The organism is Pseudomonas benzopyrenica, assembly GCF_036884265.1.
Taxonomy (GTDB): Bacteria; Pseudomonadota; Gammaproteobacteria; order Pseudomonadales; family Pseudomonadaceae; genus Chryseomonas; species Chryseomonas benzopyrenica.
The window spans coordinates 3,071,127-3,096,462 of sequence record NZ_CP145723.1 but is presented as its reverse complement, the minus strand read 5'-3'; the positions used below and the strand labels follow the sequence as shown (position 1 = coordinate 3,096,462).

Annotated in this window: 22 protein-coding genes and 1 tRNA gene; 11 read left to right on the top strand and 12 right to left on the bottom strand. The window is 65.2% G+C overall.

Annotated features, from left to right (window positions below):
* The first annotated feature begins 9 nt into the window (after window positions 1–9).
* From V6W80_RS14560 to V6W80_RS14545, 4 genes are all read left to right on the top strand, one after another.
* On the top strand, window positions 10–963 hold the full coding sequence (locus V6W80_RS14560) for an alpha-E domain-containing protein (protein ID WP_017642189.1): 954 nt from the start codon (window positions 10–12) through the stop codon (window positions 961–963).
* The gene (locus V6W80_RS14555) at window positions 960–1,760 is read left to right on the top strand and encodes a transglutaminase family protein (protein ID WP_093252582.1); all 801 of its coding nucleotides are present in this window, start codon (window positions 960–962) and stop codon (window positions 1,758–1,760) included. Before V6W80_RS14560 ends, V6W80_RS14555 begins: the two co-directional genes overlap by 4 nt.
* A 96-nt stretch (window positions 1,761–1,856) precedes the next feature.
* Window positions 1,857–2,594: a proteasome-type protease gene (locus tag V6W80_RS14550; RefSeq protein ID WP_017642191.1), complete on the top strand. Its 738-nt coding sequence runs from the start codon at window positions 1,857–1,859 to the stop codon at window positions 2,592–2,594.
* A gap of 533 nt (window positions 2,595–3,127) precedes the next feature.
* Window positions 3,128–3,217: transfer RNA gene (locus V6W80_RS14545), tRNA-Ser, on the top strand.
* Between the two features lie 74 nt (window positions 3,218–3,291).
* Here V6W80_RS14545 and V6W80_RS14540 read toward each other — a convergent pair.
* The 3 genes from V6W80_RS14540 to V6W80_RS14530 form a co-directional block, all read right to left on the bottom strand.
* The gene (locus tag V6W80_RS14540; protein ID WP_338544625.1) at window positions 3,292–4,104 is read right to left on the bottom strand and encodes an HDOD domain-containing protein; all 813 of its coding nucleotides are present in this window, start codon (window positions 4,102–4,104) and stop codon (window positions 3,292–3,294) included.
* A gap of 184 nt (window positions 4,105–4,288) precedes the next feature.
* Entirely contained in the window at window positions 4,289–5,017 is a 729-nt protein-coding gene (gene lpxH, locus V6W80_RS14535; protein ID WP_338544624.1) for a UDP-2,3-diacylglucosamine diphosphatase, read from the bottom strand.
* Complete coding sequence (locus tag V6W80_RS14530) at window positions 5,014–5,508, bottom strand: peptidylprolyl isomerase (RefSeq protein ID WP_007158996.1); 495 nt, start codon at window positions 5,506–5,508, stop codon at window positions 5,014–5,016. Before V6W80_RS14530 ends, lpxH begins: the two co-directional genes overlap by 4 nt.
* Window positions 5,509–5,654: 146 nt before the next feature.
* Between V6W80_RS14530 and V6W80_RS14525 the strand changes: the two genes are divergently transcribed.
* Complete coding sequence (locus V6W80_RS14525) at window positions 5,655–7,343, top strand: glutamine--tRNA ligase/YqeY domain fusion protein (protein WP_338544623.1); 1,689 nt, start codon at window positions 5,655–5,657, stop codon at window positions 7,341–7,343.
* Window positions 7,343–8,728 (top strand): cysteine--tRNA ligase, encoded by a 1,386-nt coding sequence (gene cysS, locus V6W80_RS14520; RefSeq protein WP_338547440.1) that lies wholly within the window; start codon window positions 7,343–7,345, stop codon window positions 8,726–8,728. The genes V6W80_RS14525 and cysS overlap by 1 nt, the downstream gene beginning before the upstream one ends.
* A 456-nt stretch (window positions 8,729–9,184) precedes the next feature.
* Here the strand turns inward: cysS and V6W80_RS14515 are convergent, their stop codons facing one another.
* A complete protein-coding gene (locus V6W80_RS14515) occupies window positions 9,185–10,495 on the bottom strand; it encodes a DEAD/DEAH box helicase (protein ID WP_338544622.1) in 1,311 nt (436 codons plus the stop codon).
* Between the two features lie 138 nt (window positions 10,496–10,633).
* On the opposite strand from V6W80_RS14515, the gene V6W80_RS14510 reads away from it, so the two are divergent.
* On the top strand, window positions 10,634–12,526 hold the full coding sequence (locus V6W80_RS14510) for an alkaline phosphatase family protein (RefSeq protein ID WP_338544621.1): 1,893 nt from the start codon (window positions 10,634–10,636) through the stop codon (window positions 12,524–12,526).
* A gap of 18 nt (window positions 12,527–12,544) precedes the next feature.
* Here V6W80_RS14510 and V6W80_RS14505 read toward each other — a convergent pair whose 3' ends face one another.
* The 7 genes from V6W80_RS14505 to V6W80_RS14475 all read right to left on the bottom strand — a co-directional run bounded on the left by V6W80_RS14505 (window position 12,545) and on the right by V6W80_RS14475 (window position 20,420).
* Window positions 12,545–13,660, bottom strand: coding sequence for an FUSC family protein (locus V6W80_RS14505; RefSeq protein WP_338544620.1), 1,116 nt, complete (start codon window positions 13,658–13,660; stop codon window positions 12,545–12,547).
* A gap of 108 nt (window positions 13,661–13,768) precedes the next feature.
* Window positions 13,769–15,013, bottom strand: coding sequence for an NAD(P)/FAD-dependent oxidoreductase (locus tag V6W80_RS14500; RefSeq protein ID WP_338544619.1), 1,245 nt, complete (start codon window positions 15,011–15,013; stop codon window positions 13,769–13,771).
* Between the two features lie 53 nt (window positions 15,014–15,066).
* A complete protein-coding gene (locus V6W80_RS14495; protein WP_160924524.1) occupies window positions 15,067–16,308 on the bottom strand; it encodes a zinc-dependent alcohol dehydrogenase in 1,242 nt (413 codons plus the stop codon).
* A gap of 154 nt (window positions 16,309–16,462) precedes the next feature.
* On the bottom strand, window positions 16,463–17,239 hold the full coding sequence (locus V6W80_RS14490) for an NYN domain-containing protein (protein WP_017642202.1): 777 nt from the start codon (window positions 17,237–17,239) through the stop codon (window positions 16,463–16,465).
* Between the two features lie 12 nt (window positions 17,240–17,251).
* Window positions 17,252–18,178, bottom strand: a complete 927-nt coding sequence (locus V6W80_RS14485; RefSeq protein WP_184286948.1) for a histone deacetylase — start codon at window positions 18,176–18,178, stop codon at window positions 17,252–17,254.
* Window positions 18,175–18,807, bottom strand: coding sequence for an exopolysaccharide biosynthesis protein (locus V6W80_RS14480; RefSeq protein WP_338544618.1), 633 nt, complete (start codon window positions 18,805–18,807; stop codon window positions 18,175–18,177). Before V6W80_RS14480 ends, V6W80_RS14485 begins: the two co-directional genes overlap by 4 nt.
* Complete coding sequence (locus V6W80_RS14475) at window positions 18,804–20,420, bottom strand: histidine kinase famiy protein (protein WP_093252545.1); 1,617 nt, start codon at window positions 20,418–20,420, stop codon at window positions 18,804–18,806. Before V6W80_RS14475 ends, V6W80_RS14480 begins: the two co-directional genes overlap by 4 nt.
* A 170-nt stretch (window positions 20,421–20,590) precedes the next feature.
* On the opposite strand from V6W80_RS14475, the gene tesB reads away from it, so the two are divergent.
* From tesB to V6W80_RS14460, 3 genes are all read left to right on the top strand, one after another.
* Window positions 20,591–21,451 carry an acyl-CoA thioesterase II gene (gene tesB / locus V6W80_RS14470; protein WP_017642206.1) on the top strand — a complete coding sequence of 287 codons (861 nt, stop codon included), beginning with the start codon at window positions 20,591–20,593 and terminating at the stop codon, window positions 21,449–21,451.
* Between the two features lie 112 nt (window positions 21,452–21,563).
* Window positions 21,564–23,012, top strand: coding sequence for an ATPase domain-containing protein (locus V6W80_RS14465; protein ID WP_338544617.1), 1,449 nt, complete (start codon window positions 21,564–21,566; stop codon window positions 23,010–23,012).
* 25 nt (window positions 23,013–23,037) lie between these two features.
* Window positions 23,038–23,406: a response regulator gene (locus tag V6W80_RS14460; protein WP_017642208.1), complete on the top strand. Its 369-nt coding sequence runs from the start codon at window positions 23,038–23,040 to the stop codon at window positions 23,404–23,406.
* An 80-nt stretch (window positions 23,407–23,486) separates the two neighbouring features.
* Here the strand turns inward: V6W80_RS14460 and V6W80_RS14455 are convergent, their stop codons facing one another.
* Window positions 23,487–23,738 carry a CsbD family protein gene (locus V6W80_RS14455; protein ID WP_017642209.1) on the bottom strand — a complete coding sequence of 84 codons (252 nt, stop codon included), beginning with the start codon at window positions 23,736–23,738 and terminating at the stop codon, window positions 23,487–23,489.
* A gap of 136 nt (window positions 23,739–23,874) precedes the next feature.
* Here V6W80_RS14455 and V6W80_RS14450 point away from each other — a divergent pair, with 136 nt between their 5' ends.
* On the top strand, window positions 23,875–25,278 hold the full coding sequence (locus V6W80_RS14450) for a hypothetical protein (RefSeq protein ID WP_338544616.1): 1,404 nt from the start codon (window positions 23,875–23,877) through the stop codon (window positions 25,276–25,278).
* Window positions 25,279–25,336: the final 58 nt, after the last annotated feature.

Genomic DNA, 25,336 nt, shown 5'->3' with positions numbered 1-25,336 from the left:
GACCCCACCATGCTGAGTCGTACCGCTGCCGATCTGTACTGGATGTCCCGCAACCTGGAGCGCGCCGAGAATCTCGCGCGGATGCTGGACGTCAGCTATTCGCTGTCGATGATGCCGCAGAGCGGGCAGGGCGGAGGCCTGGACGAGCTGGCCATGCCATTGCTCATCACCGGCACCCTGGATGACTACCGGGAAAAGCACGGCGCCCTGCACCCCGAGCGCCTGCTGCACTTCTTCGCCCTGGACGAGCGCAACCCCGGCAGCATCTATTGCTGCCTGCAAGCCGCGCGCAGCAATGCCCATGCGGTGCGTGGGCGCATCACCGCCGACATGTGGGAGAACGTCAACGCCACCTGGCTGGAGATGCGCGAGATCGCCGTCACCGGCCTGATCCGCTTCGGCATCAGTCGCTTCTGCGAATGGGTCAAGGAGCGTTCCCACCTGTTCCGCGGTGCCACCGTCGGCACCATCATGAGAAACGACGCCTATCGCTTCATCCGCCTGGGTACCTTCGTCGAACGCGCCGACAACACCCTGCGCATGCTCGACGCCCGCTATCAGGTGCTGGGGGAAGAGGAGGCGGAAGCCATCAGTGACGCCTCCGCCCGCGGCTTCTATCAGTGGAGTGCCCTGCTGCGCGCCCTGAGTGCCTTCGAGGCCTACACCGAGCTCTACCGGGATGCCCTCAACGTGCGCAACGGCGCCGAGTTGCTGCTGTTGCAGGAAGACCTGCCACGCTCGCTGCTGGCCTGCGTGATCGAGCTGCACCGGGTGCTGGCCAGTCTGCCCGGGGAGAACGGCCGCGAGGCCAAGCGTCTGGCCGCGGGTCTCGAGGCGCGGCTGCGCTACACCAGCATCGACGAGGTGCTGGACGAAGGCCTGCACGCCTGGATCGGTGATTTCATCGTCCATGTCCGCCAGCTCGCCAGCGCCATCAACACCGCTTACCTGGAGGCCGTATGAGGCTCGCGATCCATCACGAAACGCTCTATCGCTATGCCGATCAGGTCCGCGCCAGCATCCAGTACCTGCGCCTCACGCCCCAGGACGATGCACGCCAGAAGATCCTTGGCTGGGAGCTGGCCTTGCCACGGCCGGCGCGGGCGCAACGCGATCCCTTCGGCAACATCCTCCATGTGCTGACCCTGGACACCCCGCATGACGCCATCACCATCACCGCCAGTGGTCAGGTGGAAATCGACGAGGGCTTCGAATCCGAGCCCTGCCAGGCCTCACCCTTTCCCTTCCTGCGTCAGACCCGCCTGACCGAGGCCGACGAGGCGTTGACCGCCTTCGCCCGCGAGGTCTGCGACGGGCGCCAGGATCGCGACAGCCTGATCCAGCTGATGGAGCGCCTGCACGAGCGCATGATCTATGTACCCGGCTCCACCGAGGTGGACGGCAATGCCGCCCAGGCCTTCGCCAAGGGCGCCGGGGTCTGCCAGGATCATGCCCATGCCTTCCTGGCCTGCGCCCGCAGCCTGGGCATCCCGGCGCGCTACGTGTCCGGCTATCTGTGCACCGACGACAGCGCGCACCTCTCCAGCCATGCCTGGGCGGAAGCCTGGCATGACGGCGCCTGGTACAGCTACGACGTAACCAATCGCCTGACCCGACCGGAGCGCCACCTGCGGCTGGCCATCGGCCTGGACTACCTGGATGCCTGCCCGGTACGCGGCATGCGCCGCGGTGGTGGGGTGGAGCACATGGAGGCCAAGGTGCTGGTCGAGCCGTTGCAGCAGGTGCAGCAACAGCAATAATCAGCGCTGCCGGCAGCGCACGAAGAGACGGCCAGGGGCCGTCTTTTCTTTTCCTCGCCGCTGCGGCAAAAAGCCGTCTCGATACCCGAGGTTCGCATGACCTATTGCGTCGCCATGAAACTGCACGACGGCCTGGTGTTCGTCGCCGATTCCCGCACCAATGCCGGAGTCGACAACATCGCCACCTTTCGCAAACTGCATCTGTTCCGGATTCCGGGCGAGCGCCTGATCGCCATCCAGTCGGCGGGCAACCTGGCTACCTCCCAGGCAGTCATCAGCCTGTTGCGGCAGCGCCTGGACAGCGAGCAGGACAACTTGCACGGAGTGCCCACTCTGTATGAGGCCGCCCGCTTGCTAGGGCAGACCTTGCGCGAGGTCCTGCAGCGCGATGCCGAGGATGCCCCCAGCGGTCATGGCCTGGATCTGAGCTGTTCCTTTCTCCTGGGCGGGCAGATCCGCGGCGCGGAGCCGGAGTTGTTCAACCTCTATCCCCACGGCAATTTCATCGGTGCCACCGAGGACACGCCCTATTTCCAGATCGGCGAGAGCAAGTACGGCAAGCCCATCCTGGATCGGGCGCTGACCTTCGCGACGCCGCTGGAAGAAGCCCTGCGCTGCGCGCTGCTGTCCTACGACGCCACCATTCGCAGCAATCTATCGGTGGGGCTGCCGCTGGATCTGGTGGTCTATCCGCGCGATGCGCTGGCGCAGGTCAGCAGCCATCGGATCGACGAGCACGATCCCTACTTCCAGGCCTTGCGTAAAGGCTGGGGAGAGGGGCTGCGTGACCTGCTGGCAGCCTTGCCGGCAGCACCAGCGGATTATTGGCGCTAGGGATCAGCCAAAGAACCGGGAAAGATTGGGGATGACCAGTACGACGGTGGTGACGATGAGCACGAAACTCGCCTGACGCCACTTGGGGACGGGATTCTTGAACATGACTCGGGGCCTTTATTGTTAGCTGTTTGAAGCCTTTACGTCTTCAGCGGGAAGCGCTTGCGCGACAGCGGCATGCAGTTACTGATACCCACAGGCTTGAGCACTATCCAGTAGCTATAGAACATAAATTTCAGTTTTGTGGTGATGACCGGCCAGCCGGTTATCAAAAATGTCGCACTAGACGATTTCTTCTTTGCTTTCAGGCAATTGGAAAAATGCTTGCGACGCTACCGTTGGTCGGAGGTATAGAAGGTAACGCAGGGCAGAGAGGCGACTGACCGGTCATCCCGTGAACGGCGCAGAGCAGCGGACTTTCCCAGCCCTGCGTGCAAATGTATGAATCGATTGAAGAAAAAGCTTGCCATCGAAATCGCCTTTGCCTATAGTTGCGCGCCTCGGTGATGCAGATGCAGCCGCCGAGCAAATCTGGTGAGGTGTCCGAGCGGTTGAAGGAGCACGCCTGGAAAGTGTGTATAGGAGAAATCTTATCGAGGGTTCGAATCCCTCCCTCACCGCCAGATCTGAGAGAACCCCTGAGAGCCCAGCTCCAGGGGTTTTTTCTTGCCTGCGATTCGGCCAGCCCATCCAGGAATCAGGCGGCCTGGGCGAAGGTCGCGGCGGTGTCCCGCGCGTTGGGCAGCACGGCCGTCAGCTGTTCCAGGTCGATGCTGGCGAACAGCGGACCGCTCAGGTCCTGCACCTTGCTGTCACCGACATTCTCCTGCAGCACCTCGGCCACGGCGACCGCCTGGGCCACGATCAGCGCATAGCCGTTGCCTTCCGGTGCCTGCAGCGGGCGGGCCTGGTAGCCAATGGCGTCGCGCAGGACCTGGGGCAGCTGCCAGCGGCGGGCCAGTTCGGCACCCACTTCCGGATAGCCGAAGCCCAGTTGCAGGGTCTCGTCGGCGGCGCGATGGCTGCTGGCGGTGGCGCGACCGGCCAGGCTCGGCGCCAGTTCGGGGGCGCCGCTCTGGATCAGCAATTCGCCGATGTCGTGGAGCATGCCGCAGGTAAAGGCGGTTTCCTGGTCCAGGCCGGCCTGCTTGGCCAGTGGCTTGCACAGGCTGGCGACCAGAAAGCTGTTGTACCAGAAGGCCTGCAGATCGAAGCCGGGCGCGGCCTTGAAGCCGCTGGCGAAGGCCGAGGCCAGTACCAGGGTGCGCAGGGTGTTGAAGCCCAGGCGCAGGGCGGCGTCTTCGATGCTGGTGGATTCACGGGCGCCGCGGAAGCGCGCCGAGTTGGCCAGGCGCAATACCTTGGCGGCGATGACCGGATCGCGCGCCACGGTGCGCGACAGGGTTTCGATGCTGGTGTTGGGGTCGTCGAACTGCTGGATCAGGACCTGCGCCACTTCGGGGACGTTGGGCAGGTTGTGCAGCTGGGCAAAGAGGGTGTCGAGTTGCATGGGCGTCTCCGCGGAAAAGGGTTACATCTCCTTACACCCTCGTCATCGGTCGCCTGCGCGGATTTCTGTAGCGGTCATGTGACGATCGGTCGCAGCCGGAGTGGTCGCGACCGGGTAGCCAAGCAAAATTGCTTTGCTGATCAGGTAATTGCTGCAAGAAAGCCAGGCATGCCTGGCCGCGCTATTACCGTTCGTCGAGAGCGAAATCGATTTGGGTCAGGCCCGCTTCGCTGGCTTCCAACACCCAGCCACGGCGGTCCCAGTCCCCCAAAACGATACGCTCGACCGGCTGGCCATCGAGCAGCAGCTCATGGTGGGCGGGTCTGTGGGTATGACCGTGGATCAGCGTCGTCACCCGGGCGGCGCGCAGTTCGCGCTCGACTTCGGCCTCAGTGACATCGGTGATGTCCATGGCCTTGGCGCGGGTCTGCTGGCGACTCTCGCTGCGCAGCTTGCGCGCCAGCTTCTGGCGGCTGGCCAGCGGCAGGTGGCGCAGGACGAAGAGGGTGAGGGGATGGCGCAGGATGCGACGCAGCTTCTGGTAGCCCTCGTCGCGGGTGCAGAGGGTATCGCCATGCATGAGCAGCACGCGGCGATCCGGGAAGTCGGCGATATGGCGATCCGGCAGCAAGCGGCAACCCGCCTGGCGGCAGAAGGCCTTGCCGATGAGGAAGTCGCGATTGCCATGCATCAGATAGACGGCCGTGCCGCTGTCGGCCAGCTGGCGCAGGGCGGTGGCAATCTCCTGCTCGAAGGGCCCCATGGCGTCATCGCCGATCCAGGCTTCGAACAGATCCCCAAGGATGTACAGCGCCTCGGCACCGCGGGCACGGGTTTCGAGGAAATGCAAAAACGCCCGGACCAGGTCCGGGCGTTGCGGTTCGAGATGCAGGTCGGAGACCAGTAGAATCACTCGACGATCTCGGCCTTCTCGATGATCACGTCTTCGCTCGGCACGTCCTGATGACCGGCCTTGCTGGTAGTGGCGACGCCTTTGATGGCGTTGACCACGTCCATGCCCTCGACCACCTTGCCGAACACCGCATAGCCCCAGCCCTGGCTGGTGGGCGCGGTGTGGTTGAGGAAGGTGTTGTCGGAGACGTTGATGAAGAACTGCGCCGAGGCGGAGTGCGGATCCATGGTGCGGGCCATGGCGACGGTGCCGATCGCGTTGGAGACGCCGTTATTGGCTTCGTTCTTGATCGGGGCGCGGGTCGGCTTCTGCTTCATGCCCGGCTCGAAACCACCGCCCTGGACCATGAAGTTGCTGATCACGCGGTGGAAGATGGTGCCGTCGTAGTGACCGCTCTTGACGTATTCCTTGAAGTTGGCCGCGGTTTCCGGCGCCTTGTCCTCGAAGAGTTCCAGGGTGATGACGCCGTGGTTGGTGTGCAGCTTGATCATGGCAGCGAATCCGTAGCTAAGGGGGACAGCATCCAGACCCGGCGAGGGCCTCAAGGGTTTCGCCGGGACTTGACGGGTTGGGCTATGATACGGGTTTACCTTTGCCCGGCCTACCCTGGCCGTGCGTCTGCCCAGTTAAGGATCCCATGAGCAAGCCGACTTCCGACTCGTCCACCGCCGCCAAAGCCGCCCCCGCGCATTTCCTGCGGCAGATCGTCCAGGCTGACCTGGACGCCGGCAAGCAGGCCAAGATCGTCACCCGTTTTCCCCCGGAGCCCAATGGCTACCTGCACATCGGCCACGCCAAGTCGATCTGCGTGAACTTCGGCCTGGCCAAGGAATTCGGCGGCGACTGCCATCTGCGCTTCGACGACACCAACCCGGCCAAGGAAGACCAGGAATACATCGACGCCATCAAGAGCGACGTGCACTGGCTGGGCTTCGACTGGGCCGGCGAGGTGCGCTACGCCTCCAGCTATTTCGACCAGCTCTATGCCTGGGCGGTGAACCTGATCGAGCAGGGCCTGGCCTACGTCTGCGACCTGACGCCCGAGCAGGCTCGCGAATACCGCGGCAGCCTCACCGAACCGGGTCGCAACAGCCCCTTCCGCGACCGTTCGGTGGCCGAGAACCTGGACCTCTTCGCCCGCATGAAGGCCGGCGAATTCAAGGATGGCGAAAAGGTGCTGCGCGCCAAGATCGACATGGCCTCGCCCAACATGAACCTGCGCGATCCCATCCTCTATCGCATCCGTCACGCCCATCACCATCAGACCGGCGATGCCTGGTGCATCTATCCGAGCTATGACTTCACCCATGGCCAGTCCGATGCCCTGGAAGGCGTGACCCACTCCATCTGCACCCTGGAGTTCGAGGACCATCGTCCGCTGTACGAGTGGTTCCTGGCCAAGCTGCCGGTGCCGGCCCAGCCACGCCAGTACGAATTCGCCCGCCTCAACCTGAACTACACCGTCACCAGCAAGCGCAAGCTCAAGCAACTGGTGGACGAGGCTCATGTGCACGGCTGGGACGACCCGCGCATGTCGACCCTGTCGGGCTATCGCCGCCGTGGCTACACCCCGGCCGCCATCCGCAACTTCTGCGAGATGATCGGCGTGACCCGTTCCAATGGCGTGGTCGACGTGGCCATGCTGGAATTCGCCATCCGCGAGGACCTGGACCAGAACGCTCCGCGCGCCATGTGCGTGCTGAGGCCCCTCAAGGTGGTGATCACCAACTACCCCGAGGGCCAGGTAGAGAACCTGGAGCTGGCACGGCATCCCAAGCAGGATCTGGGCGTGCGCCAGCTGCCCTTCACCCGCGAGCTGTACATCGACCAGGGCGACTACGAAGAGAATCCGCCCAAGGGCTACAAGCGCCTGGAGCCGGGTGGCGAGGTGCGCCTGCGCGGCAGCTACGTGATCCGTGCCGATGAGGCCATCAAGGATGCCGACGGCAATGTGGTCGAACTGCGTTGCAGCTACGACCCGGACACCCTGGGCAAGAATCCCGAGGGTCGCAAGGTCAAGGGCGTGATCCACTGGGTGCCGGCCGCAGGCAGCGTGGAGTGCGAGGTGCGCCTCTACGATCGCCTGTTCCGTTCGGCGCAGCCGGAGAAGAGCGAGGAGGGTGGCAGCTTCCTCGACAACATCAATCCCGAATCCCTGGTGGTGCTCAAGGGCTGCCGTGCCGAGCCGTCGCTGGCCCAGGCTCAGGCGGAAGACCGCTTCCAGTTCGAGCGCGAAGGTTACTTCTGCGTCGATCTGAAGGATTCGGCACCCGGCAAGCCGGTGTTCAATCGTACCGTGACCCTGCGCGATTCCTGGGGGCAATGATGGCGCTGCACCTCTACAACACCCTGACCAAGACCAAGGAAGCCTTCACGCCGCTGGTGCCGGGCCAGGTGCGTATGTACGTCTGCGGCATGACCGTCTACGACTACTGCCACCTGGGGCATGGTCGCAGCATGGTGGCCTTCGACGTCATCACCCGCTGGCTGCGCCATAGCGGCTACGACCTGACCTACGTGCGCAACATCACCGACATCGACGATAAGATCATCAACCGCGCCAACGCCAACGATGAGCCCTTCACCGACCTGGTGGCGCGGATGATCGAGGCGATGCACGAGGACGAGGCACGGCTGAATATCAAGAAGCCGGACCAGGAGCCGCGCGCCACCGATCACATCGATGGCATGCACGCCATGATCCAGACCCTGATCGACAAGGGCTATGCCTATGCCCCGGGCAATGGCGATGTCTACTACCGGGTCAACCGCTTCGCCGGCTACGGCAAGCTGTCGCGGCGGCGCGTCGAGGACCTGCGCATCGGCGCCCGCATCGAGCCGGGCGAGGCCAAGGAAGATCCCCTGGACTTCGTCCTGTGGAAGGCTGCCAAGCCGGGTGAACCGAGCTGGCCGTCGCCCTGGGGCACCGGGCGTCCGGGCTGGCACATCGAGTGCTCGGTGATGTCCACCTGCTGCCTGGGCGACACCTTCGACATCCACGGTGGCGGCAACGACCTGGAATTCCCGCACCACGAGAACGAGATCGCCCAGAGCGAGGCGGCCACTGGCAAGCCCTACGCCAACGCCTGGCTGCACTGCGGGATGATCACCATCAATGGCGAGAAGATGTCCAAGTCCCTGGGCAACTTCTTCACCCTGCGCGAGGTGCTGGAGAAGTATCACCCGGAAGTGGTGCGCTACCTGCTGATCGCCAGCCACTACCGCAGCCCGATCAATTACTCGGAAGACAACCTGCGCGAAGCCAAGGGCGCCCTGGAGCGCTTCTACCACTCGCTCAAGGGCTTGCCCCAGGCACCGGCGCAAGGCGGCGAAAGCTACGCCGAGCGCTTCGCCCAGTGCATGGACGACGACTTCAACACCGCCGGTGCCTGCGGCGTGCTGTTCGAGCTGGCCCGCGAGATCAACCGCCTGCGCGAGAGCGATCCTGCCGCGGCGGCTGGACTGGCCGGGCGTCTGCGCGAACTGGGTGAGGTGCTGGGCGTGCTGCAGCTGGAGCCGGAAGCCTTCCTGCGCGCCGATGCTGCGGGGCGGGTGGATGCCGCCGAGGTCGAGGCGCTGATCCAGGCCCGGCTCACCGCGCGCGCCGAAAAGAACTGGGCGGAATCCGACCGCATCCGCGACCAGCTCACCGCCCTGGGCGTGGTGCTGGAAGACGGCAAGGGCGGCACCACCTGGCGCCTGGCGGAGTAAACGACGCCCAGCATAGCGCGGCCATGGCGGTCCGCCGATGCGGCCGCTCCTACGGGGACGTAGGTTGGATTGAGACGGCTCCATCGTCGAGGCCCAACAGTGCGAGCTCTGGGCAAGACCCGTTTGGCTTCGCTGCGCACAACCCAACCTACGGCCGTTCCTACGGGCTGGCGCTGTTTTCGTAGGTTGGGTTGAGACGGCTCCATCGTCGAAGCCCAACAGTGCGAGCTCTGGGCAAGACCCGTTGGCTTCGCTGCGCGCAACCCAACCTACGGCCGTTCCTACGGGCTGGCGCTGTTTTCGTAGGTGGGTTGAGACGGCTTTAATGTCGAAGCCCAACAACCAGCTCCGAGCAAGACCTGTTGGGCTTCGCTACGCTCAGCCCAACCTAGGGTCTATTACGGTCATGGCCGCGATCACCCGTCTACCGCCATGCCACCGCTCTAAGCCTTACGGTTACTTGCGTGGCTTGCCGAAGCCGGGCGACTTGCGCACCGACTTGACCTTGGGTTTGCCGTCTTCCACCCAGCGACCCAGGGGCTTGTCGGATACCAGTCCACCCGCCTTGGGTTTCTTCGGCTTCTTGGGCTTCTTCATGACCAGTCCGCCCGGACCGGTCTGGGGAACGCGGTGGTCGGGGATGAAATCCGGCTCGTCGCGGCGCATGAGGATCTGGCCGATCAGCGTCTCGATGGCCGCTAGTTGCTCGACTTCATCGGCGCAGACCAGTGAAACCGCCTGGCCCTGGTTGCCCGCGCGCCCGGTGCGGCCGATGCGGTGCACGTAATCTTCGGCGACGATGGGCAGGTCCAGGTTGACCACCAGCGGCAGGTCCTGGATGTCCAGGCCGCGGGCAGCCACATCGGTAGCGACCAGGATGTCCGCCTCGCCGGCCTTGAAGCGGGCGAGGGCGCGCAGCCGCGCCGGCTGGGGCTTGTCGCCATGGATGGATTCCGCCGCCAGATCCTCGGCCTGCAAGGCTTCCACCAGTTGCTCCACACCCTTGCGCGTCTTGGCGAACACCAGCACCTGGCCGTGGCGACCGCTGCGATAGAGGTGCAGGAAGAGTTCGGTCTTGCGCTTCTTGTCAACCGGCACGACCCACTGCTTGACGGTGACGGCGGCCGTGTTGCGCGGGCTGACGTCGAGGGTCTGGGGATCGCGCAGCACCGGGGCGGCCAGTTGGCGCACGGCGTCGGAGAAGGTCGCCGAGAACAGCAGGGTCTGGCGCTTGCGCGGCAGCATGACGAACAGCTCGCCCAGTTGCCGGGAAAAGCCCAGGTCGAGCATGCGATCGGCTTCGTCCAGCACCAGCAGCTGCACCTGGTCGAAGCGCACGGCGTTCTGGCTGAACAGATCGAGGAGGCGACCTGGGGTCGCCACCAGCACATCCACACCTTTACGCAGTTTCATCATCTGCGGATTGATGCTCACGCCACCATAGGCCACCGCGGTGCGCAGGGGCAGGTGCTGGGCATAGTCGCGCAGGCTGGCATGGACCTGTTCGGCCAGCTCGCGGGTGGGCGTGAGGATCAGCGCGCGGATATGGTTGGGCGCCACCGCCGGGCCTTCCTGCACCAGTCGCTGCAGCAGCGGCAGGCCGAAGGCGCCGGTCTTGCCGGTGCCGGTCTGGGCGGCGGCCAGCAGGTCGCGACCCGCCAGCACCGCGGGGATAGCCTGACGCTGGATGGGGGTAGGGGAGCTGTGCTCCAGGGCGGCGAGCGCCTGCAGCAGCGGATCGATGAGGCCGAGGTCGGCAAAGGTCATGACAGGCCCGGATGGCGACGAAAAGGGAGCGAATTCTAGGCCGACTGTGATGCGCGCTCAAACTTTGTAGCCAGGCGGCGGCTGCGGGCTGAATCCCGACGCGGCATAGTGGTCAGTTCTGCGTCTACAGGAGAGCCCATGAGCGATACCTCTACCTTGCCCCCGGTACTGGCCGGTCCGCTGTTGCGCCGGGTCGAGTCTTCGCGGTTGCTGCTCTGGCTGGTGACCACCACCGCCGAGGCGCCTGTGCCGCGACTCTGGCAGGGTGAAGCCGAGTGGGAGGCTCAGAGCGAGGTCCAGTGCCTGCGCCTGGGCGCACAAGCCTACCTGCAGCTGCTGGAGGTCAGGCCTAAGGTCGAGTTGCCGACCGATACCTTCATCCACTACGACCTGCAGCTGACCGCGGGCGGCATCCGCGATTGGGCCCCACACCTGCTCTCGGCCGACGGGGACCTGCCATGCCTGGTGCTGCGCGCACGCTTCGATCATCTGCTCCATGGCTCCTGTCGCAAGCCCCATCATGCCTCGGCCGATGGCCTGATCGCGGTGGATCGCCTGCTGCAGGCCAGTGCGACCCCCGAGGAGCGGCCCGCGGCCCTGTTGCTTACCGGTGATCAGGTCTATGCCGACGACGTCGCGGGGCCCATGCTGCTGGCGGTGCAGGCGCTGATCCGTCGCCTCGGACTCCATGGCGAGTTTCTCGAAGGCGCGGTGGTGGCGGACAGCGACGCGCTGATGGCCCATGCCGCCAACCTCTATCACCGCGAAGACCTGCTGCCGGCCTTCAAGTCCAATCGGGCGCTGCGCGAGAAATTCTTTGGCGGGGTGGAAAAGCCGATCTTCACCTCCACCAATGCCCACAATCACCTGGTGACCCTGAGCGAGGTGCTGGCGCTCTATCTGCTCTGCTGGTCCCCCACGCCCTGGAGCCTGATCGAGGTCGTGCCACCGGCGCTCGACGATAAGGACCGTGAGCGTTACGCCGCCGAGTCGCGCTGCATCGAAGGCTTCGTGGCGACCCTGCCCCAGGCTGCGCGGGCCCTGGCCTGGGTACCCACGTTGATGATCTTCGACGACCATGACGTCACCGACGACTGGAATCTATCCGCCCGCTGGGAGGAGACGGCCTATGGGCATCCCTTCTCCCGGCGCATCCTCGGCAATGCCCTGCTGGCCTATCTGCTCTGCCAGGCCTGGGGCAACGCGCCGGAATCGGTCGCCGAGCCGTTGGCCGCCACCGCCTGCCTGTTGGCCACCGCGGGAGACGACGGCAAGCTGGACTGTGCGGCGCAAAATCAGTGCATCGACGATCTGCTGCGGTTCCAGGGTTGGCACTATGTGCTCAAGACCAGCCCGCCGCTGATCGTGCTGGACACCCGTACGCGCCGTTGGCGCAGCGAACGCCGCCTGGAGCACCCGTCGGGCCTGATGGACTGGGAGGCCCTTTGCGAGTTGCAGCAGGACCTGCTGGATCATCCGTCGGCGGTGATCGTTTCGGCCGCGCCCATGTTCGGCGTCAAGCTGATCGAGGCGGTGCAGCGCATCTTCACCTGGTTCGGCCAGCCGCTGATGGTGGATGCCGAGAACTGGATGGCCCACCCCGGCGCGGCCAAGACCATGCTCAACATCTTTCGCCACCGGCGCACCCCGGGCAATTACGTGGTGCTCTCCGGCGACGTGCACTATTCCTTCGTCTACGACATCCGCATCCGCGACAAGCGCGGCGAGCCGCGGCTCTGGCAGATCACCAGCAGCGGCATCAAGAACGAATTTCCCCCGCGCCTGCTGGCGACCCTGGATCGACTCAATCGCTGGCTCTATGCGCCCTGGTCGCCGCTCAACGGCTTCACCAAGCGCCGCCGCTGGGAGCTGCAGCCGCGGCTGCCGGATCGCCGCGAGGCCGGCGAGCGTCTATGGAACGGTGCCGGCATCGGCCAGGTCCTGCTTGATGAGGAAGGGCGCCCAGCGGTGATTCGCCAGCACAATGCCGATGGCTCGCCGGCCACCGAGTTCGTCGAACGCCCGGCCTGAGGTCAGCGCGGCCGCTTGCTAGGTTCTCGAGGGGGACAGGCGCCTGATCAGCCAGGTCGAGATCCAGTACACCGGCTCCAGCACCAAAAAACCCAGCAGGATACCGCCCAGCCGCGCCATGCCTGCCACCGGGTCGATATGGTCATAGTGGTCAGGCACCATCACCACCAGAAACGCCAGCGCGAACTGCATGCCGAGATAGCCGATACCGAGCGGGCCGTTCTCGAGGTGTCTGCCGATCAGTACGCCGAGCGCGACGCCCGCCAGCGTCAGCCAGAGACTTTCCTGGCTGACCAGCAGCAGAATGGCCGCCAGGCCGCCGCCGAGCAGGCAACCGAGCATTCGATGCAGCAGCCTTCTGGAGACTGCCTTGCCGGCGCTGCTCAGGCCGTTGAAGGGAACGACCATGACCGCCAGGATGGTGATGGCGGCCTGGCTGATATCCACCTCGATCTTCCCCGTCGCGCCCAACGCCAGCAGGGCCAGGGCTAGACCCCCCTGCAGCGCATGGCGCAATGCCAAGGGTTGCCAAACACCCAGGGTTCGCGGCGCTGAGGCTACCGTGGTCGGTACCCTGGGCCATAGGCGGGCACGGACGCCGTAGGTGGAAAGCGCGCTCACCAGTACGCAAGCCGAGGTGCCGAGCGCCACCTCCAACAGGCGCGACAGGGCGTATTGCTCAAGCTGATCGGGCGCCTGGAGGCTCGCCAGGACCACCATGGCGTAGGTGAGGCCGCCCAGCAACCAGGCGTAGCCATAGCGGCCCACCAGGGTCAGATAGAGGGTGATGCTGCCCACGGTGCCCAGCAGTCCAGCCTGCTCGTAGGGGTTCAGCTGCAGGTGGCGCAAGACGAGCAGGGCACCTGCGGCGCCGATACAGGTACCCAGCACTCGCAGGCAGCCGCGTGCGCAGCTGTCGCGGACATCTGACCTCATCACGATATAGCCGCTGAAAGCCGCCCAACCGACATGCTGAACCCCGGCCAAATGGCCGAGCAGGATCGCCAGCAAGACCGAGGTCAGGGTTTCCAGTTCGTCGACCAGGCGGCGACGGTCGCGGCCGAACTGGCGGAGATCTCCCGCCAGATCGCGCAACAACCGCCTGAATTCCGACAACGCCTGGGAAAGGGGCATGGATCCATGATGATCGCCGTGGTCGCTGCCTATGCTACCGCGCCCGGTCGCTGTCTGGCATCACCGGGGCCGGCCGCGAGCGGTAGAGCGGCATCGCGCCGGGACTGCTCAGGCCGATCTGCCGCCAGCGGCCAGCCAGCGCAGCACGCCCTGGCCCGCCGCACGCCCGCTGGCGAAGCAGGCGGTGAGCAAATAGCCGCCGGTGGGAGCTTCCCAGTCGAGCATCTCACCCGCGCAGAAGACGCCAGGCAATTGCCGGAGCATCAGGCCATCGTCCAACGCCTCCAGAGGCACGCCGCCGGCGCTGCTGATGGCTTCCGCCAGGGGGCGCGGCCGGACCACGGTGAGCGGCACGGCCTTGCAGGCCTGGGCCAGCCGGGCCATGTCCTGAAAGGCCTCGGGTGGCGCCAGTTCTCGGAGCAGGGCGGCGCGGGCGCCGTCGATCCCGGCGTGGCGCCGCAGGTGATTGGCGAGGGACTGGCTGCCGCGCGACTTGGCCAGGGCGCGCCCCAGTTCGGCCAGGTCGCGCTGGGGCGCCAGATCCAGGCTCAGGATCGCCTGGCCATCGCGTTCGATGGCCGTGCGGATCTCAGCGGAGAGCGCATAGACCAGGCTCCCCTCGATCCCAGTGTCGGTAAGGACGAATTCGCCCTGGCGCGGCGGTTGGCCGGGCAGGGCGAGAGCGGCCGGCTTGATCGGCGCGCCGACATGGCGGGTCTTGAGAAAGTCGCTCCAGCCAGTGACCTCGAAGCCGCAGTTGGCCGGTTCCAGCGGTCGCAGTGTGACGCCACGTTCGGCCAGCAAGGCCTGCCAGGCGCCATCCGAACCCAGGCGCGGCCAACTGCCGCCGCCCAACGACAATACACAGGCCTGGGACTGCAGGAGTCGCTCGCCGTCCGGAGTCGCCAGCCGCAGCCGACCCTCGGCGTCCCAGCCCAACCAACGACTGCGGGTGTGGATGCGCACGCCTTGGTCGCGTAGGCGATGCAGCCAGGCACGCAGTAGCGGCGCGGCCTTCATGTCGGCGGGAAACACTCGTCCCGAGGTGCCGACAAAGGTCTCTATGCCCAGCTCATGAATCCAGGCGCGCAGGGCATCGCTGTCGAAGGCATCGAGCCAGGAGCTGACGTCGCCCTCGCGCTCGCGATAGCGCTGGCGGAAGGTGGCCTGCTCTTCGGCATGGGTGATGTTCATGCCGCCCACGCCGGCCAGTAGGAACTTGCGACCCACGGAAGGCATGGCATCGAAGAGATCCACCGGGATGCCGGCGGCGGCCAGGGTCTCGGCCGCCATCAGCCCGGCGGGGCCGCCCCCGATGACAGCGACGGCAGGGGCGGCGGGGGAGAGAGACATGGCGGCATCCAGGAGCTATGGAAAACCGCCATTGTACGCGAGGTGCTAGGTTCTTAGACCACGCCAGCCTGACCCAGGGGCGCCGCCAGGGGTTCTTCCAGCCGCTCGGGAATCAGCGGTTCGGTGCGCCCCGGCGTCAGGATGACCTTGCGGCAGTCCTCCTGCTTCTTGTCGAAGATCTTGTAGCCTTCGACCGCCTGCTCCAGGGACATCCGGTGGGTGATGATGGCCTCCGGCGCCAGGTCGCCACGCTCGATGTGTTCCAGCAGTTCCGGCAGATAGCGCTGCACGTGGGTTTGGCCCATCTTGAAGGTCAGGCCCTTGTCGAAGGCATCACCGAACAGGAAGCCGTGGATGAAACCGGCATAGACCCCGGGCACGCTCACGGTGCCACCGCGCCGCACGGCCGCGATGCACTGGCGCAGAGCCTTGCCGCTGCTGCCTTCCAGCTTGAGGTTGGCGAGGATGGTCTCGGTGGTGCTGCCCTTGGCCTCGAAGCCCACGGCATCCACGACTCCATCCACGCCCCGCTTGCCGGGCGTCTGCTCGATGATGGTGGCCGCCGGATCGTCGTCCTCGTCGAAGTTGATCGGGATGACGCCATAGGTCTGCTGGGCATAGGCCAGGCGATAGGGGTGGTGATCGACCATGAAGATACGCTCGGCACCCAGCATCCGCGCGCAGGCGGCCGACAGCAGGCCAACCGGTCCGGCGCCATAAATGGCGATGCTCGAACCCTGGCCGATGCCGGTGTTGAGCACGGCCTGCCAGGCGGTGGGCAGGATGTCGGAAAGGAACAGCACCTTTTCGTCAGCCAGGGTGCCGGGCACCTTGAAGGGGCCGGTATTGGCCTTGGGTACGCGCACGTATTCGGCTTGGCCGCCCGGTACGCCACCGTAGAGATGGCTGAAGCCGAACAAGGCCGCGCCCGGCGGGATCTGCTTCTTGTTGAGGATGGCGCCGCGGCCGGTGTTGGTGGTCTCACAGGCCGCGTAGAGATCCTGGTTGCAGAAGAAGCAGCTGCCGCAGGCGATGACGAAGGGAATCACCACCCGGTCGCCCTTCTGTACGGCGGTGACCGCTGGGCCGGTCTCTTCGACGACGCCCATGAATTCGTGGCCGAAGATATCCCCGTGCTCGACGGTGGGGATCTTGCCGCGGTAGAGGTGCAGGTCCGAGCCGCAGATGGCCGTGGCGGTCACCCGCAGGACGATGTCGTCGGCGTCCTGGATGGTCGGATCGGGAACGGTATCGACGCGGACATCGTGGGCACCGTGGTAGGTCAAGGCTCGCATGGCGGTCTCCGTAGGGCGGTAAGCACCTAGGGTGGAGGCCGCCGCAAGCCGAGCGGTTCCGCGAGGTCGGACCGATGGTATGGCGATCTGATAGCGACAGTTCGCGACTTTTCGCCGCTATTGCCCGGGCCAGAGCCGGGCAGGCGCAGCGGTGTCAGCGGTTGCGGATGTACACGGCCTTACCCGCGCTGCCATCAGCAGGATCGCGTTCCTGCACCTCGAACCTGTCGCCATGGGCCTTCACCAGGCCACTGAATTTGCGATGCCCATAGAGGCGGGCATCGAAGTCCGGACGCACCTTGCCCAGGTTGGCCCCGACCATGCCCAGGTTGGCCCAGCCGCCTTCGTCGGAGGCGTCTTCCACGGCCTGTTCGATGAGCTTGAGAATGGTGTTCAACTTGGGCTTGCCACGGTTGGTGGTCGCGGGCTTGTCGGTGGCGCTGGTGGTTTCGCGAGCCTCTTCGCGTGGCTTCGACCTGAGGATCTCGGTGTAGATGAATCTGTCGCAGGCCGAGACGAAGGGATCCGGCGTCTTCTCCTCGCCGAAGCCGTAGACCGTCAGGCCTTCCTCGCGCAGCCGCGCCGCCAGGCGGGTGAAGTCGCTGTCGCTGGAGACCAGGCAGAAGCCGTCGAAGCGGCGGGTGTAGAGCAGGTCCATGGCGTCGATGATCAGAGCGCTGTCGGTGGCGTTCTTGCCCTTGGTGTAGCCGAATTGCTGCACCGGCTGGATGGAGTGGTCGAGCAGCACCTTCTTCCAGCTGTTCAGTTGCGGCTGGGTCCAGTCGCCATAGATGCGCTTGACGCTGGCCACGCCGAAGCGGGCGATCTCGGCCATGAGGCCGTCGACGATGGCGGCCGGTGCGTTGTCCGCATCGATCAGCACCGCCAGGCGCGCCTGGCTGGATTCGGAGGTCTTGGCGGTCTTGCTCATTGAAGCTCCCGTTCAGTTCAGACCCAGCTCCTGCCAGACCTGGGTCGCGGTGTGATGGAGGATGCCGTGCCGGCGGGCCAGCGCCAGGCGATCGGCCGAATAGCCGCCACCGATCACCCCTACGACCGGTATATCCGCCGCCAGGCAACGCCGCAAGACCAAGCCGTCGCGGGCGGCGAGACCGGCATCGGTAAGGTCCAGATAGCCCAGTGCGTCATCGCGATGGACGTCCACTCCGGCATCGTAGAGCACCACGTCGGGCTGATAGAGGGGTAGCAGATAGCCCAGGGCGTCGTCGAGCACCCGCAGGTAGCCGGCGTCGTCCAGACCGCGGGGCAAGGGGATGTCCCAGTCGCTTTGCGCCTTGCGCGCTGGATAGTTGGTGGCGCAGTGCAGGGAGACGGTGATGGCGTCAGGGACCTCGGCGAGGATGCGCGCCGTGCCGTCGCCCTGGTGCACATCGCAATCCAGGATCAGCACCCGCCCGGCGCGACCGCTTTCCAGCAGCGACAGCGCCAGGATCGCCAGGTCGTTGAAGATGCAGAAGCCGGCCGGATAGTCATGGTGGGCGTGGTGGGTCCCTCCGGCGAGGTGACAGGCCAGACCATGGCGCAGCGCCAGCTCCAGGGTGAGCAAGGAGCCGCCCACCGCGCGGATGGTCCGGCGCACCAGGGCTTCGCTCCAGGGCAGGCCCAGCTGGCGCTGCAGCGGCGGTGCCAGTTCACCGGCCTGGAAGGCGCGGATGTAGTCCGGCGCATGGGCCAGCGCCAGCAACTCGTCCGGACAGAGATCGGGGCGCTGCCAGTTGTCGGCGCCCAGGACGCCACTGGCGCTGAGGTGCTCGTGCAGCAGGCGGAATTTTTCCATCGGAAAGCGATGGCCGGCAGGGAAGGGCGGACTGTAGTCCTCGTGGTAGACCAGCGGCAGGCGGGCGCTCAAAACACCAGGAGCTCCAGGATGAACCAGAGGATACCGGTGCAGAAACCCAGCGCCAGGAGGAACAGCAGACCGTCGCGGGCGATCAGCGACAGGGCGAAAGAGGTCAGCGCCAGGCCCGCCGTGGTGTTGGCGAAGGGCACCAGATCCAGCACCGGCATGGTCGCGGCGATGAGAATGCAGAGCAGGGCGGTGACGAAGTGCGCGGGCCGCGAGGTGAGTACCCGCAGGCGCGACTTGACCACCTTGTCCACCCAGCGCGCCGGCCGCTGCAGCAGGCGCAGCGACTTGCGCAATTTGCCGCGCGAGACCGAGCGCTGCAGCACCCAGCGCGGCAGCCAGAAGTGGTCACGCCCCATCAGCAACTGGCCGCTCACCAGCATGACGAAGACGGCGATGGCGGTAGCGATGCCGGGAATGCCGGTCAGCGGCGAGATCGCCAGTATCCCTGGCAAGAGGATCATGGGACCAAAGGAGCGACTGCCGATGGCATCGATCAGGTGCTGCACCGAGACCTGGCTGGGGCTGTTGCCAACCCGCTCCAGACAGGCCAGAAAGCTCTGGAGGTCCACCGGGCCATCCTGCCCGGTGTCGCAGCTGGCGGGCTCGCGCTCCAGGGCTTCGTCCTTCATGGCTGGGCGCTATCCAACATGCGGCGGATCCAGCGGGTCAAATCCTGGCGGCCATAGGGCTTGTTGAGAATGGGGAAGCGCTCGCCATTGCCTTCCTCCAGTTCCAAGGCGTTGTTGGCATAGCCCGTGGTGAGCAGGATGCGCAGCTCGGGTTGGCGCCGCTGCGCCTCCTTGGCCAACATCACGCCATTCATGCCGCCGGGCATGATCAGGTCGCTAAACAGTAGGTCGATGGCGGGTTCGCGGGCGAGGATGTCCAGCGCCTGCTGGCCATTGTGGGCGACCAGCACCTGGTAGCCGGTCTCTTCCAGAATGGCTTGGGCCAGGGCCGCCACGTCCGGGCGATCGTCCACCACCAGGATGGTCTCGGAACCGCCGCCGTCCTCGTGGGGGGTTGGCAGGGGCGCCGGATGGTCGCGCGCCTCCTCTTCGGAGACCGGGAAGTAGAGACGCACCGAGGTGCCTATGCCGACTTCCGAATAGAGCCTCACCAGGCCGCCCGACTGCTTGAGAAAGCCATAGACCATGGACAGGCCCAAGCCGCTGCCCTGACCTTCGTCACGGGTAGTGAAGAAAGGATCCAGGGCCCGACCGAGTACGTCGGTGGACATGCCGCAGCCGGTGTCGGTCAGGGCGATGCAGACATAGTGCCCCTGGGCCAGGCCGCCGTGGGCCAGATCCTGGCCATTGACCTCGACGTTGAGGGTCTCCAGGGTCAGGGTGCCGGTACCTCGCTCCTGCATGGCCAGGCGGGCGTTATCGACGATATTGAGCAGCGCCGTCTCCAGCTGGATCGGATCGAGCCGGCAATTCCACAAGGCCGGTGCCGGCCGGAAGATGAAGCGGAAGGGCCCGCCCAGCGCCTGGGACAGGCGCCCCTGACGGGCCTCGATGAGTTTGTTCAGGTCCACCGCGCGCCCGGTCAGGCGCTGCTTGCGGGCAAAGGCCAGCAGCTGCTGGGTCAGGGTGGCTGCCCGATTCACCGCATCGCGGGTGTTGTCGACATGGCGCTTGGCCTTGTCCTTGTCCAGTTCCGGACGATCCAGATTGATCCTCAGGATGTCCAGGTAGCCGACCATCACCTGCAGCAGGTTGTTGAAGTCGTGGGCGATGCCCCCGGTGAGCTGGCCGAGGGCTTCCATCTTCTGCGCCTGCCGCAGGGCGTCCTCGGCGTCGCGGCGGCGGGAGACGTCCAGCTGCGAGGCGAAGTAGTAGAGCAGCTGGCCCTGGGGATCGAGCACCGGGGAGATGAACAGCGCATTCCAGAAGGTCGAACCATCCTTGCGGTAGTTCAGCAATTCAATGTCGCAATCCCGTTGCTCGCGTAGCGCGCTGCGGATTTCAGCGATGTGTTCCGGGCGCGTGTCCGGCCCCTGCAGGAAGCGGCAGTTACGGCCCATGACCTCGTCCAGCGCGTAGCCCGTGGTGCGCAGGAAGGACTCGTTGGCGAAGATGATCGGATTATCCGGCTGGTGCGGATCCGTCACGATCATCGGCATCCGGGTCTTTTTCACGGCGGCAAAGAAGATGTCGTCGTGCCCGAGACCCTTGCCCAGCTCCGCGATCTTGGCCGCGGACGGATGGGGAGACGAGGCGTTGGCGGTTTCGGTCATGGGGAGGAAGCCTGCGAGCGGACAGCGGTACCCTCATTGTGACCGCTTATGGGGCCACAAGCTCCACCAGTTATCGTCATACGATGAGTAATGTGTCTGGAAGGACGGCGAACGTACAGGATTTGACCGGTTTGCGTATGATGATCGCTCTCTGTCAAGGAACCCTTCCCATGAGCAAGGTGCTGGACAACCTGGTCGAACTGCTGACCCTCGAATCCCTGGCCCCCGATCTGTATCGCGGCGGCAGCCAGGATCTCGGCTTTCCCCAGCTCTTTGGTGGGCAGGTGCTGGGGCAGGCGCTGTCAGCGGCCAGCCAGACCGTGCCCGAGGCGCGCCAGGTGCACTCCCTGCATGGCTATTTCCTGCGCGCCGGTTCGGCCGTGGAGGCGGTGACCTACCAGGTGGATCGCATCCGCGACGGGGGTAGCTTTTCCACCCGCCGGGTCACTGCCTTCCAGGGTGAACAGCCGATCTTTTTCTGCAGCGCTTCCTTCCATATCGAAGAGCCGGGCTTCGAGCACCAGACCACCATGCCGGACGTGCCCGCGCCCGAGACGCTGCAATCGGAGATCGCCCACGCGCAGAAGTACGCCGAGCTGATTCCTGCGCCCTTGCGCGACAAGCTGCTCGGGCCGCGGCCGATCGAGATGCGCCCGGTGGTCTTTACCGACCCCTTCAAGCCGGAGCCCACCGAGCCGGTTCGCCACGTCTGGTTCCGCGCCACCGGCGATCTGCCGGACCAGCCGGCGCTGCATCGCTATCTGCTGGCCTATGCCTCGGATTTCAACCTGCTGCCCAGCTCGCTGCTGCCCCACGGCACCAGTTTCTGGGATCGCTCGCTGCAGATCGCCAGCCTCGACCATGCGGTCTGGTTCCACCGCGATTTCCGCCTGGACGACTGGTTGCTCTACGCCATCGACAGTCCCTGGGCCGGCGGGGCTCGCGGTTTGTGCCGTGGCAGCATCTACAACCGCGCGGGGCAGCTGGTGGCCTCGGTGGCCCAGGAAGGACTGATTCGCAAACGCGGCTGAGACCAAGCCCTCTAGCTGGCTATTTCGGTAGCACCCTTATAGGCTCTTGCCTGCGAAGCACCGGGCGCCTAGTTAGGCGTCCCAGACACATCATTAGTTTGAGGCATCGTTCTTGAATCGACTCGAGCGCGTCGTAACCGGTATCCAGGGGCTGGATGAGATCTTGAAGGGAGGCCTGGTTGCAGGCGCGTCCTATGTCATCCAGGGCCGTCCGGGCTCCGGCAAATCGATCATGGCCAATCAGATCGCCTTCAACCATGTGCGCGGCGGTGGCCGGGTGCTGTTCGCAACCATGCTGTCGGAAACCCATGAGCGGATGTTCCAGTTCTTTTCCACGCTGGATTTCTTCGACCGCTCCTGCATCGGGGATCAGGTCCAGTACCTGAGCGCCTTCGATACCATGGAAGGCGAGGGGCTGGATGAGGTCGTGCGTCTCCTGCGGCGGGAAATCAGCCGGCAAAAGGCCAGTCTGCTGGTGGTGGATGGTCTGCTGAACGCTCGGTCGCGTGCGGAAACGCCCATTGACACCAAGAAGTTCATCGCCGAGTTGCAGGGGCATGCGGCCTTTGCCGGTTGCACGGTGATCTTTCTCACCAGCGCGCGTCTCGAAGACGGTAGCCCGGAGCACACCATGGTCGATGGCGTGCTGGATCTGCACGAGGAAGAGATCGGCAGTCGCACCATCCGCCGTCTGGCACTGCGCAAGACTCGCGGTAGCGGCGCGTTGCCGGGCTTCCACGAATTCACCATCTCCGATGCCGGCATCACCGTGTTTCCACGGTTGGAAACTCTCTATCGCGATCCCTCGGTGGGCGCGACCTACCGCTTTGGGCACCAGCGCGTAACCAGCGGCGTGGCTTCGCTGGATGCGATGATCGAGAACGGGCTACCGGAAAGCTCGACCACCTTGCTCATGGGGCCTTCGGGTGTCGGCAAGACGTCCATCTCGCTGAATTTCCTGGCCGCCTGCACGTCCGAGGCCCCCGGTCTGATGTTCAGCTTCTATGAACCGCCGGAGCGGCTGCAGCTCAAGGCCGGCGCCCTAGGGCTCGATCTGGCCGGCCGTATCGATCAGGGCGCGCTGCACATGCACTGGCAGCCCACGACCGAGTTGCGCCTTGATGAAGTGGGTCTGAAGCTGCTGGCGCTGGTCCAGCAGCACGGCATTAAACGGCTGGTGATCGACAGTCTGGGCGCCATTGCCCGCTTCGCCTTGCCCCAGGGGCGGCTCATCGAATACTTCAGTGCATTACTGAACGAGCTGCGTACCCAGGGCGTCACAGTTCTAGCTACCTGGGAACTACGGGACATGTTTGGCGCGGATATAGCAGCGCCGGCTCCCGAACTTTCCAGCATGGTGGACAATCTGATTTTGCTGCGATTCGTCGAGGCCGAGGCGGAGATCAAAAGAGTTCTGTCCATCCTCAAGGTGCGGGATAGCCTTTATGACCCCTCGCTACGCGAGATGGTGATAGACAACTCGGGAATCGAACTGAAAAAGGCGTTCAAAGACATGGTGAAGGTGCTTTCCGGTTCAGCCATGCCCTCAATACAACCATGATCGCGTCGGCTGGGAGAGTCTCCACATGACGACGATACTGGTAGTCGATGACGAATTTCTGATAGCGGACATCCTGGCCTTCGCTCTTGAAGACGAAGGCTACATGGTGGTCAAGGCGAGCAACGGCCGCCGAGCGCTTGATGTCTTCGATCGAGAACTACCGTCGCTGGTCATCACCGACTTCATGATGCCGGTGATGAATGGCCGCGAATTGGCGGAGGCCCTGCGCGAACGCCAGGGCCTGCAACACCTGCCCATCATCCTGATGAGCGGTGCCCAGGCGCACCTGGCCCAGGAAAGCGCTGAGCTGTTCGATGCCGTGTTCCAGAAGCCCTTCAACATCGGCGATATCGTGGACACGGTGCGCAAGCACCTCGTTGCCCTGGAATCCTGAGCGAGTCCCAAAAAAAAGGGCCTGTCTGAGCAGGCCTTTTCGTTTTGGGGCTGGCGCATCGGCCAGCCCCGCGTCTCCGATCAGGAGCGCGACAGCAGTACGCCCAGAACGAAACCGACACCGCCGGCGATGGCCAGGGCAGTGAAGGGTTTGTCGGCGGTCACGTTGCGTGCGCAGTCGATGGCCTGGCCATATTGCTCCTGCAGCTTGCCTTCCAGTTGACGGGCCTTGCCCTCGGCTTGCCAGTCGGCATTGCCGGTCGCGGCGCCGAAGCTGTCCTGGACCTTGCCGGTAGCGTCCTTGGCATTGCCTATGATCTGATCGGTATTCATGAATGCACCTCGTGTTGGGAAACGGGAGAGGTCATGCCAAGCGGCATGCTTCCCTTATTGATCCGCGCCAGACGCATTTCGTTCAGGTCAATTTGCTGTTCGCGACATCCATCGCGGTTTTCAGCCGAGAGGAACCATGATCTCCAACCGTATTTACGCCTTCTGCCTGCTGTCGCTGCTGGCGGGTTGCAGCACCCAGCAGCCGCCTGCCGAACCGGTGACCAATGCCGAGGAGCTCTTCACCCGGCCCGTTATGGCTGAAAGCGTCCTGCGCCAGGGCTCTCGCCTGCAACTGGCGCTGGCCCTGGCGGATGGCGGCGCCGCGTTGGTGGCCTTGGATTGCGTGGATGAACAGGCCGAATTGCTCTTTCTGGAGGGCGATCAGCGCGTCTATCCCGGACGGGTGAATGGCTATGCCGCGTCCCTGGCGCTGAGCGCCGCCAAGGTCGAGGCGCTCAAGCAGCGTCCAGACGTGGCTGCGCTCTGCGCCCAGCCGGCCAGTGCGGATTGGCGTGTCCTCGCCAGCGGCGCCGGTGGCGACACCCTGGTCATCGACCGCAACAGCCTGGTGGACGCCAACGGGGTGCGCCGCTTCTGGGGAGGCCAACAGTTGCCCGTCCAGCTGCAGACGCCGCGCTATGGCGCTCCGGTGCGCCAGTGGCGCGAATCCCTGGCCGCCGACTGTACCGCGCGCCGTTATCTGCTGCTGGCGCGTTACGGCCTGGACGACGCCGGGCGGATAACTGACAGCCAGCCAGGCGCCCAGGGGCAAGAGACCTTCGCTGCCGCTCCCGTCGAGCGGCGCACCCTGCTGGAAGCCGCCTGTGACCGCCGGGATGCCTTACTGGCCACGCCACGCCTGGGCGGGATCAAGGCCGCCGCGACAACGCCGGCTGCACCGTCGCCCGCTGGCGAGTTGCCCGCGGCCCAGGCTCAGCCTCTGCAGGCGCTCAAGGCGCTGGCACTGCCCCCGCCAGCCATGGCCGTGCAGCGCTTCGTGGAGGCGGGCGAGAGCCGTTACGAAGGCCAGACCCAGGCCTATCGCGAAGAGGTCCGGGTCAGCCCTGGCGCGCAGCCAGGCTTGCTGCGCTTCAGCGCCCAGGGCAGGGCGGCAAGGGTCGACTCGCTCAATTGGCGCGGGCTGATCGACCTGGTACGCCGCACCCGCCTCGACAACGGCAATCTGCCGGTGGAAGAACTCGCCAGCCTGGATCGACTGAGCTTCAGCGGCGACTGGCGGAGGCTCGCGGTGGGCAGCCAGGTCGGCTACCAGGCCCGGCAGACCCTGACCGGCAATCTGAAGGGCGCGGAGCGGCGGGAGATCAAGCTGTCCTGCAAGGTGGTGGGCGAGGGTGAGGCGCGCAAGGTGCTGGGTACTCTCAGTGGCAGGGCCAAGACTCTCGAATGCCGACATGGCATCTCAGGCAATGGTCCTTTGAGTCGCTGGACCTATCTGGAGGCCTATGGCTTGTTCCACCTGACCAGTGTCGGGGCAGGCCAGGCCATGGGCCTGGAAAAACAGCTGAGCGAGTTGCAATAGGTGGGCACCGCGCCTGGCCGATGAGCGAATGTCCGAGACAGTATCAAGACGTTCCCTG

Excerpts from the sequence above, each read along its gene's own strand:
- V6W80_RS14495 (WP_160924524.1), bottom strand. The coding sequence starts at position 16,308 with ATGCGAGCCTTGACCTACCACGGTGCCCACGATGTCCGCGTCGATACC.
- V6W80_RS14540 (WP_338544625.1), bottom strand. The coding sequence starts at position 4,104 with ATGCAACTCGACACCCTCTTTGCCCAGCTGCACAACCTGCCCAACGTC.
- V6W80_RS14510 (WP_338544621.1), top strand. The coding sequence starts at position 10,634 with ATGAGCGATACCTCTACCTTGCCCCCGGTACTGGCCGGTCCGCTGTTG.
- V6W80_RS14555 (WP_093252582.1), top strand. The coding sequence starts at position 960 with ATGAGGCTCGCGATCCATCACGAAACGCTCTATCGCTATGCCGATCAG.
- V6W80_RS14475 (WP_093252545.1), bottom strand. The coding sequence starts at position 20,420 with ATGACCGAAACCGCCAACGCCTCGTCTCCCCATCCGTCCGCGGCCAAG.
- V6W80_RS14500 (WP_338544619.1), bottom strand. The coding sequence starts at position 15,013 with ATGTCTCTCTCCCCCGCCGCCCCTGCCGTCGCTGTCATCGGGGGCGGC.
- cysS (WP_338547440.1), top strand. The coding sequence starts at position 7,343 with ATGGCGCTGCACCTCTACAACACCCTGACCAAGACCAAGGAAGCCTTC.
- V6W80_RS14490 (WP_017642202.1), bottom strand. The coding sequence starts at position 17,239 with ATGAGCAAGACCGCCAAGACCTCCGAATCCAGCCAGGCGCGCCTGGCG.
- V6W80_RS14550 (WP_017642191.1), top strand. The coding sequence starts at position 1,857 with ATGACCTATTGCGTCGCCATGAAACTGCACGACGGCCTGGTGTTCGTC.
- tesB (WP_017642206.1), top strand. The coding sequence starts at position 20,591 with ATGAGCAAGGTGCTGGACAACCTGGTCGAACTGCTGACCCTCGAATCC.
- V6W80_RS14560 (WP_017642189.1), top strand. The coding sequence starts at position 10 with ATGCTGAGTCGTACCGCTGCCGATCTGTACTGGATGTCCCGCAACCTG.
- V6W80_RS14530 (WP_007158996.1), bottom strand. The coding sequence starts at position 5,508 with ATGATCAAGCTGCACACCAACCACGGCGTCATCACCCTGGAACTCTTC.
- V6W80_RS14460 (WP_017642208.1), top strand. The coding sequence starts at position 23,038 with ATGACGACGATACTGGTAGTCGATGACGAATTTCTGATAGCGGACATC.
- V6W80_RS14525 (WP_338544623.1), top strand. The coding sequence starts at position 5,655 with ATGAGCAAGCCGACTTCCGACTCGTCCACCGCCGCCAAAGCCGCCCCC.
- V6W80_RS14505 (WP_338544620.1), bottom strand. The coding sequence starts at position 13,660 with ATGCCCCTTTCCCAGGCGTTGTCGGAATTCAGGCGGTTGTTGCGCGAT.
- V6W80_RS14455 (WP_017642209.1), bottom strand. The coding sequence starts at position 23,738 with ATGAATACCGATCAGATCATAGGCAATGCCAAGGACGCTACCGGCAAG.
- V6W80_RS14480 (WP_338544618.1), bottom strand. The coding sequence starts at position 18,807 with ATGAAGGACGAAGCCCTGGAGCGCGAGCCCGCCAGCTGCGACACCGGG.
- V6W80_RS14515 (WP_338544622.1), bottom strand. The coding sequence starts at position 10,495 with ATGACCTTTGCCGACCTCGGCCTCATCGATCCGCTGCTGCAGGCGCTC.
- V6W80_RS14450 (WP_338544616.1), top strand. The coding sequence starts at position 23,875 with ATGATCTCCAACCGTATTTACGCCTTCTGCCTGCTGTCGCTGCTGGCG.